The organism is Brumicola blandensis, assembly GCF_031846165.1.
Taxonomy (GTDB): Bacteria; Pseudomonadota; Gammaproteobacteria; order Enterobacterales; family Alteromonadaceae; genus Glaciecola; species Glaciecola blandensis.
Genome location: NZ_JAVRIE010000003.1, coordinates 255305 through 268987, shown reverse-complemented (window position 1 = coordinate 268987; position 13683 = coordinate 255305). Strand labels below are relative to the sequence as shown.

At 43.2% G+C, this 13683-nt stretch carries 12 protein-coding genes; 5 read left to right on the top strand and 7 right to left on the bottom strand.

Features of this window, described 5'->3' with window-relative positions; translation table 11 throughout:
- Positions 1 to 93: 93 nt before the first annotated feature.
- Entirely contained in the window at positions 94 to 921 is an 828-nt protein-coding gene (locus RM544_RS09640) for a flagellin N-terminal helical domain-containing protein (protein ID WP_311361577.1), read from the bottom strand.
- A gap of 424 nt (positions 922 to 1345) precedes the next feature.
- Positions 1346 to 2185 (bottom strand): flagellin N-terminal helical domain-containing protein, encoded by an 840-nt coding sequence (locus RM544_RS09635; protein WP_311361576.1) that lies wholly within the window; start codon positions 2183 to 2185, stop codon positions 1346 to 1348.
- Positions 2186 to 2432: 247 nt separating this feature from the next.
- Between RM544_RS09635 and RM544_RS09630 the strand changes: the two genes are divergently transcribed.
- The 3 genes from RM544_RS09630 (at position 2433) to RM544_RS09620 (ending at position 5602) form a co-directional block, all read left to right on the top strand.
- A complete protein-coding gene (locus tag RM544_RS09630) occupies positions 2433 to 3557 on the top strand; it encodes a hypothetical protein (protein ID WP_311361575.1) in 1125 nt (374 codons plus the stop codon).
- Positions 3558 to 3699: 142 nt separating this feature from the next.
- A complete protein-coding gene (locus tag RM544_RS09625) occupies positions 3700 to 4353 on the top strand; it encodes a methylamine utilization protein (protein ID WP_311361574.1) in 654 nt (217 codons plus the stop codon).
- A 4-nt stretch (positions 4354 to 4357) separates the two neighbouring features.
- Positions 4358 to 5602 carry a hypothetical protein gene (locus RM544_RS09620; protein WP_311361573.1) on the top strand — a complete coding sequence of 415 codons (1245 nt, stop codon included), beginning with the start codon at positions 4358 to 4360 and terminating at the stop codon, positions 5600 to 5602.
- 35 nt (positions 5603 to 5637) lie between these two features.
- Here RM544_RS09620 and RM544_RS09615 read toward each other — a convergent pair whose 3' ends face one another.
- On the bottom strand, positions 5638 to 6321 hold the full coding sequence (locus RM544_RS09615; protein WP_311361572.1) for a Crp/Fnr family transcriptional regulator: 684 nt from the start codon (positions 6319 to 6321) through the stop codon (positions 5638 to 5640).
- A 140-nt stretch (positions 6322 to 6461) separates the two neighbouring features.
- On the opposite strand from RM544_RS09615, the gene RM544_RS09610 reads away from it, so the two are divergent.
- Both RM544_RS09610 and RM544_RS09605 read left to right on the top strand, forming a co-directional pair.
- Positions 6462 to 7241 carry a class II aldolase/adducin family protein gene (locus RM544_RS09610; protein ID WP_311361571.1) on the top strand — a complete coding sequence of 260 codons (780 nt, stop codon included), beginning with the start codon at positions 6462 to 6464 and terminating at the stop codon, positions 7239 to 7241.
- Between the two features lie 50 nt (positions 7242 to 7291).
- Positions 7292 to 8212 carry an alpha/beta fold hydrolase gene (locus RM544_RS09605; RefSeq protein WP_311361570.1) on the top strand — a complete coding sequence of 307 codons (921 nt, stop codon included), beginning with the start codon at positions 7292 to 7294 and terminating at the stop codon, positions 8210 to 8212.
- 25 nt (positions 8213 to 8237) lie between these two features.
- Here the strand turns inward: RM544_RS09605 and flgL are convergent, their stop codons facing one another.
- From flgL to RM544_RS09585, 4 genes are read right to left on the bottom strand one after another with little or no spacing between them, the layout of a single operon-like run.
- A complete protein-coding gene (flgL, locus tag RM544_RS09600; protein ID WP_311361569.1) occupies positions 8238 to 9467 on the bottom strand; it encodes a flagellar hook-associated protein FlgL in 1230 nt (409 codons plus the stop codon).
- 5 nt (positions 9468 to 9472) lie between these two features.
- Positions 9473 to 11614 carry a flagellar hook-associated protein FlgK gene (gene flgK, locus RM544_RS09595; protein ID WP_311361568.1) on the bottom strand — a complete coding sequence of 714 codons (2142 nt, stop codon included), beginning with the start codon at positions 11612 to 11614 and terminating at the stop codon, positions 9473 to 9475.
- Positions 11611 to 12564 carry a flagellar assembly peptidoglycan hydrolase FlgJ gene (flgJ, locus tag RM544_RS09590; protein WP_311361567.1) on the bottom strand — a complete coding sequence of 318 codons (954 nt, stop codon included), beginning with the start codon at positions 12562 to 12564 and terminating at the stop codon, positions 11611 to 11613. The genes flgK and flgJ overlap by 4 nt, the downstream gene beginning before the upstream one ends.
- Positions 12564 to 13679, bottom strand: coding sequence for a flagellar basal body P-ring protein FlgI (locus RM544_RS09585; protein ID WP_409220066.1), 1116 nt, complete (start codon positions 13677 to 13679; stop codon positions 12564 to 12566). Before RM544_RS09585 ends, flgJ begins: the two co-directional genes overlap by 1 nt.
- Positions 13680 to 13683: the final 4 nt, after the last annotated feature.

Sequence of the window (13683 nt, the reverse complement as noted above, 5' to 3'; positions counted from 1 at the left end):
TGTTTTTCACCCACACTCATCCCTCACGAGTGTGATATAACTTCCTAAAAATTATTTTCATTTTGTTGACAGCCTAGCGCTATCCGCTTTTCGCTACTGCAATAACTGCAGGGCTTGCTGCGGCCGCTGATTTGCCTGCCCTAACACGGTAACACTGGCTTGTTGCGTTATCTGCCACCGCGTCAATTCAGCCGTTTCTTCCGCAAAATCTGTGTCTCGAACACGAGACCTAGCTTGCGAGGCGTTCTCAACCACATTTGCCAAATTGCGTACGCTAGATTGAAAGCGATTTTGCAATGCTCCTAAATCGGCGCGCTTGGCATCTATAATCGAAATTGCACTATCCATAAAACCAAGTGTTGCAGAGGCTTGCGCCGCATCACTGACCGACACTTCATTGCTGCCAAACAGCCCTTGTGTGCCGAATCCACCAGGTCGAGACAAATTGATGGCAATGTATTGCCCTGAATTCGCGCCGATTAAAAATATGGACGAAAAGTTGCCGTTTAAAATGTCTACGCCAGCAAATTGAGTCGTCGATGAAATTCTATCGATTTCCGATTTCAGTGCAGACACTTCTTTTTGTAATGACACTCTATCGTTGGAGGAATTAATCCCATTTTGAGATTGGATCGCTAGTACTCGAATACGTTGCAATGCGTTGGTAATCTCTTGCATTGCACCTTCAGCGGTTTGAGCAAGTGAAATACCGTCGTTAGCATTGCGTACAGCTTGGTTCAATCCGTTCACTTGCGTTGAGATGCGGTCACTAATTTGCAAACCTGCAGCATCATCTTTTGAACTGTTGATCCGAAAACCAGAAGATAAGCGTTCAAATGCGGTATCTAGTCGCGTTGACGCAGTAAAAATCTGGCGCTGTGCTTCTAACGAAGACACATTCGTATTGACGAATAAACTCACGATTTTTCTCCTAACGATTTTTAATGAACATCGGCGAACCTCTTTGGGTGCTACTCGTCATTCATCGTATTTTTCAGCGTCGACTATTGCTTTTATTATGTGTCGATTGTGTTGGCGAACGCTCTTTGGCATTTGTCTCAACATCGCTGTACAGAGTATTTATTGTTTTTATCTCCGTGCTTGAAATACTTATCGTGCAGATACGCAAAAACCTTTAGTGATTAAACTAAATAAATTGAAATTATTTTTGAAGGGAAAAACCAAATCTTATTAAGCCATTGTATTTATTAGCTAAATAAGCGGCCAGGCAATGCCTGGCCATTCGCTCTGGTGTGTCGAGAGTGAGCGGACTCTCTGCTGTTTGGATGGTGACGCTAGATACTACCTCCTGGCTTCATTCCCCAAACAGTAGGGTCAGTTAGGCTTAACCAAGAAGCTGAAGAGCGGCCTGAGGACGCTGATTAGCCTGTGATAGTATGGTTGTGCTTGCCTGCTGAATAATCTGGTTACGAGTCAACTCTGCTGTCTCTGACGCGAAATCTGTATCACGGATCTGCGCTCTCGCTCCAGATACGTTTTCAGAGATGTTAGTCAGGTTACGAATTGTTGACTGGAAACGGTTAGTTAATGCACCGAGATCGGCTCTTACGCCACCCACAGCTGAGATTGCATTATCAATTGCAACAAGGGCTGCAGAAGCACCCGCGAAAGTTGCAACAGAAAGGTCGCCAATGTTCAAACCAGTCGCTGAGAAACCATCAATACCCTGTAGATTAGGACCTGAAAGGTTTACAGAGATAGTTTGTCCGCTGTTTGCACCGACTAAGAATGCCGCTGAGAAGTTGTTAGTTAACAAATCGACTTTGTTAAACTGGGTATCAGTTGCGATTCTAGAAATTTCAGTTTTAAGCGCTGATACTTCTTTTTGAAGGGCAAGACGGTCAGCAGAAGAGTTAATACCATTCTGTGATTGAACTGCTAATTGGCGAATTCTTTGTAATGAGTTTGTAGTCTCAGACAGCGCACCTTCTGCAGTTTGCGTTAATGAAATAGCATCATTAGCGTTACGTACAGCTTGGTTTAAGCCATTGATTTGGGTTGTCATGCGGTCCGATATTTGCAAACCCGCAGCATCATCAGATGCACGGTTAATACGGAAGCCCGAAGATAAGCGTTCGAATGAAGTATTCAAACTGCTAGATGAATTCATTAATTGACGTTGAGCGTTCAACGCCGATTGGTTTGTATTTACGAACAAGGACATAAGTCTCTCCTACACTCTCAGTCCAGCGGCATGCTGGTCGCCGGACGTGACTCCGGTGGTTTAATAACAACTTGTAGAACAATAACTATACTAGTGATAAGTTAATGTACTGGCTCTCTCGTAAATGTTTATCGACAAGCGACAAATTCCCTTTAACTAAATATTGCTTTTTTTTGCTATTAGCGGCAAAAAATTGCCGCCCTATTTATCAAAAGCATAGAAAAACTGATATAAAACAATGAGTAAAATGAAGAAATTTAATTTAATTTCCCTGCAAAAAATTTTTAACGCCAATACTCATGATGCGTTTACTGATTTGCAGTGCGTAAATAACATGCTTTTGCTTTGTTTTAGGCGTGGAAGTGATCATCACAGCAAAGAGGGTATGATCGTTTTACAAAAGCGAACACTGTCGGGCAAACTCCTTGATGAGTATGTGTTTTCGCTCGCTAATACAGACTTACGAGACCCTCGAATTCACGTGGTTAATGGAAAGCTTCGTTACGTGAGTGCTTATGCGAAGAGGTATTTACACAGCACTGTTTGTGCGAATACCGAAAAGAACGAAATACAGCAACAAGAGTCTGTTCACCATATCAGTGAAAATGTCTTTTGGGAGTGCCTCGTTGACGCAGGTAATTATCACTCGATAGACCAGGCACAAGACATGGTAGTTGGTCTAAATTGGAAATATAAAGGGCGTTTTGCTGAGCCTTATCATTGGTGTTGGCGAACAAGGTGGTATAAAAATATAGCTTACAGCCTTGCCTACAAACGCAGCGAAAACAGCCTGTTTCTCTATCAAGGTGAAGGTTTGGAAGTTTTCAAACACCTCACACCTCCAGTGCTCTCATTGGAAGAGCATGGATTGGCTTATCCCAATGAGAGCGATTTAATTTTTTTACCCAACAATAAGGTGCTTGCGATTACGCGCAGAGATGCTGATAGCTTTACGACTCAACTTGGCATGAGTGACATTAACGAAGAAGGCACGATAGCGAAGTGGGAATGGCAAGCACTATCCGTTTATCTTGCTAGCCCCTGCTTGTACCTATTAGATCAAAATCGAGTTTTAGTTGCTGCTCGCTATGAGCATTCTGTATTAACGCCGTTGACCGAAGCTCACAAGAGTTTGTTGCAGTATTTTGGGAGCGACGTTGAAAGAGATGCGTATGTTGAGGGTAGTTTAAAAACGGGTTTATTCATATTGAATATAAACACCCAGCAACTCGACTTTACATTACCTTTGCCAAGTGCAGGAGACAACGGATATCCCGGAATCACTTCGGCAGAAAATAAGTTGTTTATCACTTATTACTCCAGTGCAGATCAGTGCAGAACTCAGGTATATTTGTGTGAAGTCGATATCTAAATGATACAAATGAATTATAATTCTCAAAATCATCGATTTGTTGAATAGATTTGTACTTTTTCCTAGGTCTATCTAACTCGGTGTATTAAGGTCTTCCGATATTTGAACCTTGACCTCTGATTTTACAGGACGCGCGAAATACATGTTCAACAAAAAAACGACTTATCTTATTTTACTGTTACTCAGTTCCTTATGCTTCGACAGCAATGCTTTAGAAGTGACCGTCATTGATCATCAAGGAAAGCCCGTCAGAAATGTCGTGGTAGAGTGGCACCTGAATGAATCCGCAAAACAAAAACGTCCTAGCAATTTAAGCACCCCAACGGCAATCATGGATCAAATTGAGGAACAGTTTAGCCCTCATATATTAACTGTCGAAAAGGGCACTTCTGTTAGCTTTCCCAATTCAGATAATATAAAGCATCATGTGTATTCGTTTTCCGAAGCCAAATCATTTGAGCAGGGCCTATATGCAGGTAAACAGGCACCACCGATTGTTTTTGAAAACGCCGGAGTGGTTGACCTTGGCTGCAATATTCACGACTGGATGTTAGGCTATATTTATATCGCAGATACTTCCTACTTCGCCAAAACGAATGAAAAAGGTATCGCGCAACTTCAATACACACTCGAAAACAAACACGTAAAAAGTATCACTATTTGGCACCCTCGTATGCAGGAAAATGAGAGACGTATTGAACAGAAATTCACTGGTAATAAAATGCGTTTTGAATTAACAAACGCAATGCGCGAAGATGTTGAAGGTTATGAAGACCTCAGTATTGATGGTTACTAACTGAGTGTCTATCAATCTCCCCAAAAGAGTCATCAGCGCTTTTTTGCTGTTTTTTTTGGCATCAAGCCCTTCCATCGTGACCGCAGAGGTTCATCACCAAGTTTCAGGATTGATACAAACTGGCATTGTCTACAGTAATACTCAAAGCAGTTTTCTCAATAGTGGCACTGGTATCACTCGTTACGATACCAGTGGACTAAAATGGAACCAAGGTGTCGTACAAATTGAGTCTGACTTCAGCGCAGGTTTTACAAGCACCGTGATATTAAATTCCTACTCCGACGGTGATCAAAAACTAGGCCCATCACAGGCATTTGTAAAATATCAGCCAATTCGCCGCTCAGACCTGAAATACCGAATTCGACTGGGTATGTTTTATCCTGAGTTGTCAGTTGAAAACACCGATATTGCTTGGCTATCACCTGATACTTACACACAATCTGCTATCAACTCTTGGTTCGGAGAGGAGTTACGGATTTTTGGCATTGAAGCATCGCTATTTAAAAGTGGTCGAAGACAATCAAGTCCATGGAGTTGGGATGCCAAACTCGGCGCTTATAAGGGAAATGATCCGCTGGGTAGTGTGATTGCTTGGCGAGGTTTTGCCACTCATGACCGCCAAAGTTTATTTGATGAAAGGCTTGAATTTGCACCCTATCCGTCCGTTATAAGTGCAGAGGTAATCAATCATCCAGCATGGGTTGAAGCATTCAGCGAATTAGATTCCAGAGTGGGTGCATACCTTGGTGTTCACATTAGCTACCTTCGCCAAACACAGTTCAAATACTACTATTACGATAACTTTGCCGACCCTAATGTCGTCAACAGCTTGCGCCTATACGCGTGGAGAACCAAATTTCACTCCCTAGCTCTACAACATCAGCTCAATAAATCAATGAGCATAAAAGCCCAATTGCTCGGCGGTAGTACTTTGATGGGTGACAATTTTGTGCATGTAAATTATTTAGCAGGCTTTGCTCAAGTCACGAAAAAAATTGGGCAGAATACGAAGGTCACTGGTCGTTTAGATATTTTCGATGTAAATGAACGAGATGATATCCCCGAAGACAACAATAATAGCCATGGTTACGCATTTACCTTCACCGCCAAACAGCAGTTCTCTGATTCATTCACCGCTGGCATTGAATTTCATTTCAATAAAAACCGGGCTGCTAATCGTGCCCAATTAGCACTATTGCAACAACAAATTGAACGTCAGGCTCTGTTGATTGGTGAGTTTAGGTTTTAAGGTGTAAAAATTGTAAGGTGCTAGCGATCATGTGCTTACAAGTCACTTTGTGAACGCAGAGCTTCTGGCTCTAATAGTTTTATCTTACCGTACTTCACTTCAATCAGTTTTTCGCGCTGCAAGGCTTGTAATAATTTATTGATTGTTTGTCTCGATGTATTCAGTAAACGAGCTAAGGACTCTTGCGAAACCTGTATTTCATCCTGCTGACTAGCTGCGTTCCACCCATTAGAAAGCATCACTAAACGCTTCATTAATTGACTTCTTAAAGACAAGCCACTGGTTTCGTCTAAGATCGCAAATACCGTTCGAATGCGCTCACATAACTGTTTCATAAAGTGGGGGTAAAGCTCAGGATGTGCAAGCAACAAACGATGAAAAGATTGGCTTGGGATCATGAGTAACTGAGAATCCGACTCAGCAAATGAGTCATGTGTTCGAGGCAAGCCATCAAACATAGAGATTTCACCAAACCATGTTCCGGCAGTAAGCCAGGTGAGCACCATCTCTTTACCTTCACGATTCACGTTGCTGATTTTAATTTTGCCCTCAAGCACACAATACATGCCATCAGCCTCTGCATCTTTAGCTAGCAGTTGTTCCCCTCTTGCAATGTGTTTTAATTTACACAGATCAAGAAGTTGCTTGATGGTGGAGGCTGGCAACATCGCAAACCATGGGTTCTTCATCAGTAAAGGTTTGTATTGCTCACAATTCATGGGCAGACCTTGTCTCATTTACGTGTTTCTTAATAACCATAAGAAAAACACCGAATTGTCAAATTGGCGACAGTGTAGCGTGTATAACTACGCTAATCTAGCGTTAACCTATTATTAACATTATGCCCAACGGAGTGACTATGCCACCACTTGATTTATCAGCTGGAATCCCCTCAGTAAAAGACAAAGTAAGCGAAGCTGAATGGCAGACGCGTGTTGATCTCGCTGCTGCTTATCGAATTGTTGCCCACTATGGCTGGGATGATTTAGTCTTTACACATATTTCAGCTCGCGTTCCAGGACCTGAACATCACTTTTTGATCAATCCATACGGAATGATGTTCGACGAAGTCACTGCGTCAAGTTTGGTCAAAGTCGATATCCATGGTAATAAAGTGATGGAAAGTGATTTCGATATTAATCCCGCTGGTTTTATTATTCATAGCGCGGTGCACGAGAATCGAGAAGATGCACAGTGCGTCATGCACTTGCATACAACGGAAGGCATTGCTGTATCAACTTTAAAAGACGGCTTACAAGCTTACAGTCAACAATCTCTTTTTGCTTTATCGTCCCTGTCCTATCACGAATATGAGGGCGTTGCGCTAAATCCTGAGGAAAAAGCACGCCTAGTCGCAGACTTAGGCAATACCAATTTTATGATTTTACGAAATCATGGTTTGTTAACGTGCGGGCAAAGTATTGCCGATGCATTTACCTTTATGTTTTTATTACAACGGTCTTGTGAAATTCAACTTCAGGCGCAGGCGACTGGGCAAGAAATGATAAAAATTCCAGACCCAATTTTGGCAGGTATTCAAAAGCAAGCAGCAGAAGTAACCCGTTCGGCCGGAGGCTCATTAGCTTGGCCTGGCATACTAAGAAAGCTTAATCGTGTTAACCCTGGCTACGATGAATAAGATTTTGCCTATAGTAACCAGCAAGATAACTAAATAATTAAGGGAACAAAATGCCTACTAGCAGTATTGAAGAATATCGGGAACAAGCGCAATTTATCCGAGTAGATAATCACAATATTGCTTGTTGGCAATCTATACCGACAGCCTTAGACGAAAACCAACACAAAGAAACAATTGTGTTCATTCATGGCTTTCCTAGTGCATCTTGGGATTGGCACCACCTATGGCTAAAGCTTGCTGATCGTTATCACCTACTCGCATTCGATATGTTGGGTTTTGGTCTGTCTGATAAGCCACTTCCTCATCAATATAGCTTACAAGAACAAGCTAATATCGCATTCTCTGTGCTGGCACACCATCAAGTAAGTGACTGCCATATTTTAGCCCACGATTATGGTAATTCTGTGGTCCAAGAGATCTTAACACGAGCGTTTGAAAGACAAGAAGATCCTAACTTTCGCCCAAGTATTCATAGCATGTGCTTTCTCAATGGTGGTTTATTTGCAGAGAGTCATCGGCCTCTTTTCATGCAAAAACTATTGAAAAGCTCGCTAGGTCCTTTGATCTGTCGCTTCATGTCTAAAGATAGTTTAATGAAAAGCTTTTTAAAAATTTTTGGGGATAAAACACCCCCATCAAATTATGAAATAGAAGTGTTGTGGGAATTACTAGAATATAAAAAAGGAACGCAAGTATTGCACGACTTATTGTCCTATATCGACGAACGCAGTCAGCATCGCACACGATGGGTGCAAGCAATGCAGCAAACGCGAGTTCCTTTGCATTTTATTAACGGTGTTCAGGATCCGATTTCTGGACTGCACATGCTTGAGCAATATCAAGAGTTGATGCCAAATCCACAAACTACCGCATTAGATGTTGGTCACTATCCGCAATTGGAAGCACCGAACCTCGTCTTAGATGCGTTTACCGCTTTCATTGAACAACACCAGTATAGTAAGGCCTGCTGATCTTTGCTGTATGAGTTTTGCTAAGTTAATTTATATAGTTGAATAAACTTAAGTTGCTCACTCTTGGGAAAGACTGGAACGCTGCCTCCAAGGCCGTTTCTTGTTTAGCAAACTCAGTTGACGCTTTCGCGTAGTCAACATCTTCTATGCTCGAACGTGCCGACGCCAAGGCTATTTCGCTATCTAAATTGGATTCTTTGATCGCTTGTGCAATGTTTAACCTGGCCCCTATAGAAGAGCTTTCTAGGGACATTTTTTCAAGGCCATTATCCAAGCCCACTAGCGTATTATCAATGGCATTCACAAAGTCTGTTTCAGAGATATCGTCAGAAGTCAGTGCAATAAACATATCGTTCAAGGTTTCTGCTAAGTTCTTTTTCTCTGGACGATTTAAGCTAATTTCCATAGAGTCACCAGCGCCGCCGTCAAAATTAATTTCAAGTCCTTCGAAACGTATCGTCTCCCCGGATACAAAACTCTGTGTTGATATAATATCGCCCGTGCCAATATTCGTTACATTAACCTGATCGCCAGCGGCCGATACTTCAATACGATACTGGTTATTTAGAGGATTAACGGGATCGAAGTTCGCTTTATGAAACTTATCAAACGTTCCTTGTTCGTCTACTCTGGCTGTTTCAACGTTCACACCACTTGTTGCAGTAATATCGAAATTCAAACGAGCAAACACTTCCTGAAAAATACTCTTGCCTGAGGAGGTGCTTTGGATCTTCACACTGTCAGAGATTTGAATCTGATTCTCACCATCATCACCTTTGAATGATACTTTGTTGCCGCTTGCGCTTGGATTGAATTCAAACGCTTGCGAAGACGACTGGTACCCAGCAAAAATATATTCACCACTGGCATTTCGGGTATTCATTAAATCCAAGACTTGATTGCGAATTTGTTCAATCTCTGCGCCAATAGCCTTCCTGTCTTCTGATGCCAAAATACCGTTACCTGACTGCACAGTAAGCACTCTTGCTCTATTCACGACATCATTGATGCTTCGCAAAGCAGTTTCCTGCAATTCCAAGGCATTCGTTGTGAGGTCATTATTGCGATTGTATTGCGTAATTTTGTCTAACTCTTCGGTTAAACGAATGACTTGTGCAGCACCCACCGGATCATCACTTGGACGCAGCAACTTTTTGCCGCTAGCAAGTTGTTGTTGAATATCCACAAGGTTGCCTTGGTTCGCATCAATATTTCGCAAGTTTTGATTATAAATAAGGTTTGTTGTTACGCGCATAATTACTACCTAGCTGCTGCTAAAATGGTGTCAAAAAGATCTTGAGCGGTGCTTAAGATTCTCGCGGCGGCTGCATATGATTGTTGAAACTGGATCAAATTTGCCGCCTCTTCATCAAGGCTCACGCCCGACGTCGATTCAAACCAATCTGAAGATTGTGTTTGCAACACTTTCGCTGCTTCTAATTCGATCTGTCCGTTGGCAGTTTTGGCACCAATACTACCAACGATGTTTGCGTAAGCTTCATTGAATGTGGCTTTATTTCCATTACTTCCAACGCTTTGACGAACAGTGTCGGCTTGTTGTAAACCAGCAAGCGATACGGCATTTCGGTTGTCAGCAAAGCCATCAGTGTTAAAACCAATATCAAAACTATCACCCGCTTTTGGGCGGCCTTGAAGACTAAAGTCATAACCCGGATAGTCTTCTAAACCGGCAAAATCAGCAGGCCATGTGCCGCTGTCTTTGGCTTGTTGTAATAGGTTGTTAAGGTCACTAGCGCCAGTAACGGTTGCAATCACATTCGGTGGCACAGCGTTGTCTAATACTTCAAAATCGCTTTCTGATGTAAAGCGCACAACAGCTGGAGCGCCAACGCTTGCGCCATTATCTGCCGCACTTTGTATGCCTCCCGTGCCATTGAAACCAGAAGCTAAAGTATTGGTCAGGGAATTATCAACCAAAGAATTTGTGATATTGACTTGTAAAATTGTAGCATCGCCCAAGTTTGCTTGGTTTGTATCGACTCTCAGTGGCTTGGCGAATGCTAAGTCTTCTCCTCTCGTTGTCTGCAGGGATAAGTCATTCGCAGCGGTTCGTAATGGTTGAAATAAGAATTGATCACCTACACCATATCCAGCTCCGCTGGAGAACTCAATTTCGATGCCGCCCATAATGGCATTGTAGGTACCCGACTCGGCGGTAACCGTCAACGTTTGTGTGATTGGGTTCCCATCTGAGTCCGTTTGTTCAGTGCCATCAGTATTCAAAGCATTCACTTGCACATCAAAAGTAGGAGGTGATCCTGCAGGGCTAGTCAATACTTCAATACGATAGTCCGTCTTGGTGATATCACCACCTGCGCCAGGTGTGAAACGTCCTTGGATACCTAAACTTAAATCAGAGTTATCAGGATAGTTAATACCTCGGAACTCTGGCAAAGCAAAAATATCACCACCCAGTTGACCATCTAAGTCCATACCTTGGCGGTTAGTGCTGTTAAACGTATCTGCTAAGGCAATTGATAGCTTGCCCAAATCACGTTGTGCAGGCTCTAATATTTGCTCTCTATAGCGAAACAAACCACCCAAAGCGCCGCCCATTTTTTGCTCTTCAACATTCAAAGTCGTATTGCGTTTTGGCGCTTCAAACCCTGTAGAAAGTTGCAGTTGAGCACTGGTAAAATCAGGTTCACCGTCAAGGGCGAGCACATTAAAAGTGCCATCTGCTAATACTAATGACTCACCTGAACTAAGGTTAACCACAATCCCTAAATCACTATTTGGACTCGTACGTGTTTCTATAGACATGTATTCCGCTAACTTGCGGATAGCCAAGTCACGCTCGTTCATCAAAGTAGATGGTGTATCAACGCTACTGCTATTACCCACAACTTGAATTGCTTCGTTGAGTTGCCCTATTTGTTTGATTAGCGCATTGGCGTTATTGACGCTGTCCTCAATTTGTTGCTCAACCTCTCGCTCTTTCACTGTCATAAAGTCGCCAAGCGTATTGATGCGATTAACTAAGCCTTGAGCTTCGCCCAATACAGAATCACGAGAGGTAATATTAGTCGCATCGTCAGCCGCAGTTTGCACTGATGCAAAGAAACGCGTTAACGCGCTTGAAATTGAATTGGCTTCGCTAGCCAACACGTTGTCGAGACCTTCAGCGCGGTCAAAGAAAGCTTGTGATTCACCTACACTAGTAATATCCCTGCGCAATTGGTTAGCCGCAAATTGATTTAAAACACGATCAGTGAATCCTCTATCAACGCCACCGGTGAGTTCTGACTTAAATTCAGTGCGCTCGCGGACATAGCCTTCGGTATTGATATTGGCGATATTGTTACTGGTCGTGTTAAGCAAGCGGTTGCTCGCGTTAACACCGGTTTTGGCTATTGAGAATAAATCGGCCGTTTTGATCATGGTAGTAATTCACCCAAGATATTACCGTTAAAGACCGACATGACTTTTTCAGCATACTGAGGATCAGTGGCATAACCCGCCTCTTGCAATGCTTTAAAATAATCTTGTGGTGTTTCGGTTTGTTGTACTGCTTTTTCGTATCGAGGATTCGACTTAATAAAGTCGACATAGTCGCGCATTGAATCATCGAAAGAACCATAACTACGGAATGACGCCTGTTGCTTTTCAGGCATGTTGTTAACAAACTCTAAGGTGTCTACATTTGCTTTTTCACCTTCCCAACGACGGTCAGCTTTAATACCAAACAAGTTGTGGCTACTCTCACCCCCCATTTTGTGAATGAGACTCTTACCCCAACCTGTTTCTAAGGCAGCTTGCGCGATCATTGCTTTAGGATCTAAGTTCAACTCTTTTGCGGCTTCAACCGCATGAGGGTAAAGCGCTTTAACGAACTCTTCAGGGGACGCAAAGGCTGATTGTTTGAATGCAGCAGGTGATACGTTTTCATTGTTTACGCCAAGCACTCTGTCTTGCGCATTTTGTACTGCGGCAACATTGTGCTTATTCAGTATTGATAGATCGCCATCGGACCGCACGGCACCTGCGGGCATCACGCCCTCACCGGGGCTCATTTGTTGAATAATGATATCGGCCAGACCGATACTCCCGTTTGCAGACAGATCGGTTGCCAATTGCTTGTCATGCATTTCACGATAAAACTTTACTTGTTCGGAACTAAATGGGCTGTCTTTATCTGCTAGCGCATCTTGTGCCTTTCGCATTGACTTCAACATCATTTGAACAAATATCGCTTCAAACTGTTTTGCCGCCTCCTCAAGCGCACCGGAGTCGCCCGATTGAGCAGCTTCACGCAACTTATTCACACTACCCATATCGTGGTAGTTTCGTGACATTTCCAGTTGTGATTTAGTGCCAGCGCTTAAGTCCATTAGATAATTACCAATTCACCTTGGAGCGCGCCCGCTTGACGCAGGGCTTCAAGGATTGCCATCAGATCGCCAGGTGCAGCACCGATTTCATTCACGGCACGAACCAATTCATCAAGGCTCACACCAGGGTCAAACAAGAACATACGACTGTCATCCAATTGCACATCAACAATGGATTGCGGCGTAATGACGGTATTACCATTCGCTAGCGCGTTTGGTTGATCAACTTGGGCATTTTCTGAAATCGTGACCGTTAAGCCACCATGCGTGATGGCTGCAGGCAATAGTTTTACATCTTCACCTATGACAATAGTGCCGGTACGACTGTTAATTACCACCCTCGCAGGTGCCGCTGCTGGCTGGAATTCAAAATTTTCAATGGTAGCCAAAAAGCTGACTCGTTGAGCTTGATCACGCGGCGCTGACACCCTCACAGAAGCAGCATCCATTGGCATTGCAATGGCAGTACCTTTGCTCGGATCGCCACCTAAACGCATGTTAATCACATCAGCAAGGGCTTGTGCCGTGCTGAAATCGGGCGTATTCAAGTTCAAAGTAAGATAATCATTCTGCATCAAACCAGAAGGAACCGCTCTTTCCACCACAGCTCCGTTGGCGATACGTCCTACGGTTGGCGTATTCGATACAATCCGAGAACCATCGTTGCCCTCTGCGCCAAAACCACTGACAACTAAGCTACCTTGTGCAACCGCATAAATTTCACCATCCAAACCACGTAGAAAGGTTTGCAACAAAGTTCCGCCATTCAGGCTAGATGCCTCGCCGACCGAAGATACCGTAACATCAATATTTTGACCCGGTTTAGAAAACGCAGGAAGCGTTGCATGGACTGCTACCGCAGCCACATTTTTGATTTTTGGTTTTACGCTACTATCCAATGAAATACCAAAATTGGATAGCATGGTGCGAAAACTCTGTTCGGTAAATGGACTGGTTTCGCCAGTACCCGGCAAACCGACAACTAAGCCATAACCCACTAATTGGTTGGATCGCACGCCCTGCACGCTGGCGAGATCTTTAATTCGTTGTGCTTGCGCTTGAAACGGCGAAAGCAAGAGACTTAGCATGAGTGCTACAGTGATAAACTTCATCATAATT

Excerpts from the sequence above, each read along its gene's own strand:
- flgL (WP_311361569.1), bottom strand. The coding sequence starts at position 9,467 with ATGCGCGTAACAACAAACCTTATTTATAATCAAAACTTGCGAAATATT.
- flgJ (WP_311361567.1), bottom strand. The coding sequence starts at position 12,564 with ATGGACTTAAGCGCTGGCACTAAATCACAACTGGAAATGTCACGAAAC.
- RM544_RS09635 (WP_311361576.1), bottom strand. The coding sequence starts at position 2,185 with ATGTCCTTGTTCGTAAATACAAACCAATCGGCGTTGAACGCTCAACGT.
- RM544_RS09605 (WP_311361570.1), top strand. The coding sequence starts at position 7,292 with ATGCCTACTAGCAGTATTGAAGAATATCGGGAACAAGCGCAATTTATC.
- RM544_RS09585 (WP_409220066.1), bottom strand. The coding sequence starts at position 13,679 with ATGATGAAGTTTATCACTGTAGCACTCATGCTAAGTCTCTTGCTTTCG.
- flgK (WP_311361568.1), bottom strand. The coding sequence starts at position 11,614 with ATGATCAAAACGGCCGATTTATTCTCAATAGCCAAAACCGGTGTTAAC.
- RM544_RS09625 (WP_311361574.1), top strand. The coding sequence starts at position 3,700 with ATGTTCAACAAAAAAACGACTTATCTTATTTTACTGTTACTCAGTTCC.
- RM544_RS09610 (WP_311361571.1), top strand. The coding sequence starts at position 6,462 with ATGCCACCACTTGATTTATCAGCTGGAATCCCCTCAGTAAAAGACAAA.
- RM544_RS09615 (WP_311361572.1), bottom strand. The coding sequence starts at position 6,321 with ATGAATTGTGAGCAATACAAACCTTTACTGATGAAGAACCCATGGTTT.
- RM544_RS09630 (WP_311361575.1), top strand. The coding sequence starts at position 2,433 with ATGAAGAAATTTAATTTAATTTCCCTGCAAAAAATTTTTAACGCCAAT.